2 protein-coding genes are annotated in these 2,255 nt (G+C 55.7%); one reads left to right on the forward strand and one right to left on the reverse strand.

Annotation, left to right across the window (positions count from 1 at the left end; translation table 11 throughout):
- Positions 1-444 precede the first annotated feature (444 nt).
- Positions 445-1,359, forward strand: coding sequence for a TIGR01777 family oxidoreductase (locus tag TAMC210_RS13125; RefSeq protein ID WP_173299270.1), 915 nt, complete (start codon positions 445-447; stop codon positions 1,357-1,359).
- 441 nt (positions 1,360-1,800) lie between these two features.
- On the opposite strand, the gene TAMC210_RS13130 is transcribed toward TAMC210_RS13125, so the two are convergent.
- Entirely contained in the window at positions 1,801-2,139 is a 339-nt protein-coding gene (locus tag TAMC210_RS13130) for a zinc ribbon domain-containing protein (protein WP_217267412.1), read from the reverse strand.
- Between the last annotated feature and the right edge of the window lie 116 nt (positions 2,140-2,255).

Consider the following 2,255-nt stretch of genomic DNA (forward strand, 5'->3'; position numbering starts at 1 on the left):
ACTCTGCCTTCTGTTTGCCGGGTGAATAATTAAGCTTGTTTTAGCCCCTACCCCTTAGATGATTCGGTAGGGGTTCTTTTATGCTTACTACCGCAACCCAACAAGGTGGGTAGTATTTGACGCTTACGGATGCTGACCCGCATGTCGAGTGGTGTGAGAGGACGGGGGCTAGCCTCCCCCCTCCTACTCGATTATAGGCACGAAAAATATTTTGGGGTTATTGGTACCACTAGTCTGGCCAGTTCCAAGATCTTCACCATCGGGTCGACCGTCAGAGCGTGGCTAAGGGCTACCAAACCAATACGGTGTGTTTGCGCGTTCTTCCTTTAGCTGAATTTCTTTAGAGAACCATGAAAGTAGTTAAAAGCCCCGTGCTTAAAACCTATCATAAATGCTTAAAACCTATCCTAGAATGGAATGAATGAGGAGGAAATAATAGCTCCCATGAAAATCCTAATCACCGGCGGTACTGGACTGCTGGGACGCTCCTTATGCAACCTGCTCAGACAGGCGGGCCATGAACCAGTAGTGCTCTCGCGCAACGCTGTCTCTGCAAGAACTAGGTTGGCTTCCGGCATAGAAGTGATTCAGTGGCAGCCGGGACAGGAACGTATCCCTTTAAAAGCGCTGGATGGCGTGGGCGCGGTGATTAACCTGGCGGGCGAGAATATAGGCGCTGGGCGCTGGACCGCCCCCCGAAAGGAGGCTATCCTTTCCAGCCGGGTAGATACTACTAGAGCGCTGGTAGAAGCATTTCGCGGCCTTTCAATCCGCCCCGAGGTACTGATCAGTGGCTCAGCCGTCGGCTACTATGGACCCCATGGTGACGAAGAACTGACGGAAACGGCCCCGCCCGGCACTGACTTCTTGGCAAGGGTCTGCCAGGCTTGGGAAGAGGAAGCTTATAAAGCCACCAAGCTAGGGATACGGGTGGTAACTCTGCGTACCGGGATAGTCTTGTCCCATGAAGGTGGAAGCCTGCCGCGCATGGTTCTTCCTTTCCGCTGGTACTTGGGCGGACCTTTGGGTAGCGGCAAGCAGTGGCTTTCTTGGGTTCACCTGGACGACGCTTTGGAGATCATCCGTTTTGCCCTGGAACAACCCACATTGGAGGGTCCTATAAACGTAACTGCACCTCACCCGGTACGCCAAATGGAGTTCGCCTCCGCCCTAGGCCAAGTCATGAAACGCCCCTCCTGGCTACGCGTGCCAGCGATAATCCTTAAAGCAGGACTAGGAGAAATGGCAGAGATGCTACTCACCGGTCAGCGTGTAATCCCGGCACGCCTTATTGATGCGGGGTATCGGTTCCGCTATTCCAGTTTGTTAGACGCACTGAAGGACTTGCTTGCCCGCTGACTTCCATCCCATGGCTAAAGCCAGGGTGTTCCTGAAAGCGGCTCAGGCCGCTTGGGGAACGCTGTTTGCCACCCTTAAGGGCGTACCGACAGCGGATTCGGGGCGGCTTTCCCACTGGTGTCTATTCCACCGGAGTACCCGCTCCGGAGGTCCTTCGGCAGGGTGAGGTCGAGAGTTTTCGTGGTGAGGGAGTACGAAGCGGCTGCCTTGACGGGGATGAGCTTAAAGAAGCGTTTGCCTGTTTTCCAGTCCTTCCAGTAGTGTGGGATGCGGGGGCGCTCTGCCAGCCCGCCCCTGCGGTCCTCAGCACCTCACCGGGAGATGCCTGCCTGAAGACAGGTTTTACTCCCCCTCAGTGCGCTACATCCAAGCGCCCAGGTAAACCCCGGACGCCGGATGGCCCGGTCCATGGGCGTCTACTACTCAGCGTAGATACGTCCTCTATGCGGCCTTGGCCTCTTTATTCGCGCCCTCCGGGGCAAGTACTGCCGGCCGTAAATATATCACCTTCCCCGGCAGGATACGCCCTTCAGTAAACCGCCCGTTCACAGCTAGGTCCAGTATGCCCGAAGCGCCTACCACATCCCGGTGAACCCCGCTGAAGCCACAATTCCCGCACCGGAATATGCGGCCGCTCTGCCTGGTATAGTGCCCGCACTTCGGACACGTCCCGGATGTGTCCCTTTCTCCGATCCTCTCCAGAGATATGCCGTGCCGCTTCAGTTTGTACTCCAGAAGATCGCGCAGCCGCCCGAAACTCCACTGGCCCGTAAGCGTCAAATACAACCCACCTTGGCACAGTGCTCGAGTTTAAGGGATAATCTTCCTCAGAAAACGAACTGAGGAGGATTTCCCCTTATGACCAGAGCCGAATTACAAAAACTATGGGAAGCTCG

It is taken from the genome of Thermanaeromonas sp. C210 (assembly GCF_013167955.1).
Lineage (GTDB): Bacteria > Bacillota > DSM-521 > Neomoorellales > Neomoorellaceae > UBA12545.

Excerpts from the sequence above, each read along its gene's own strand:
- TAMC210_RS13125 (WP_173299270.1), top strand. The coding sequence starts at position 445 with ATGAAAATCCTAATCACCGGCGGTACTGGACTGCTGGGACGCTCCTTA.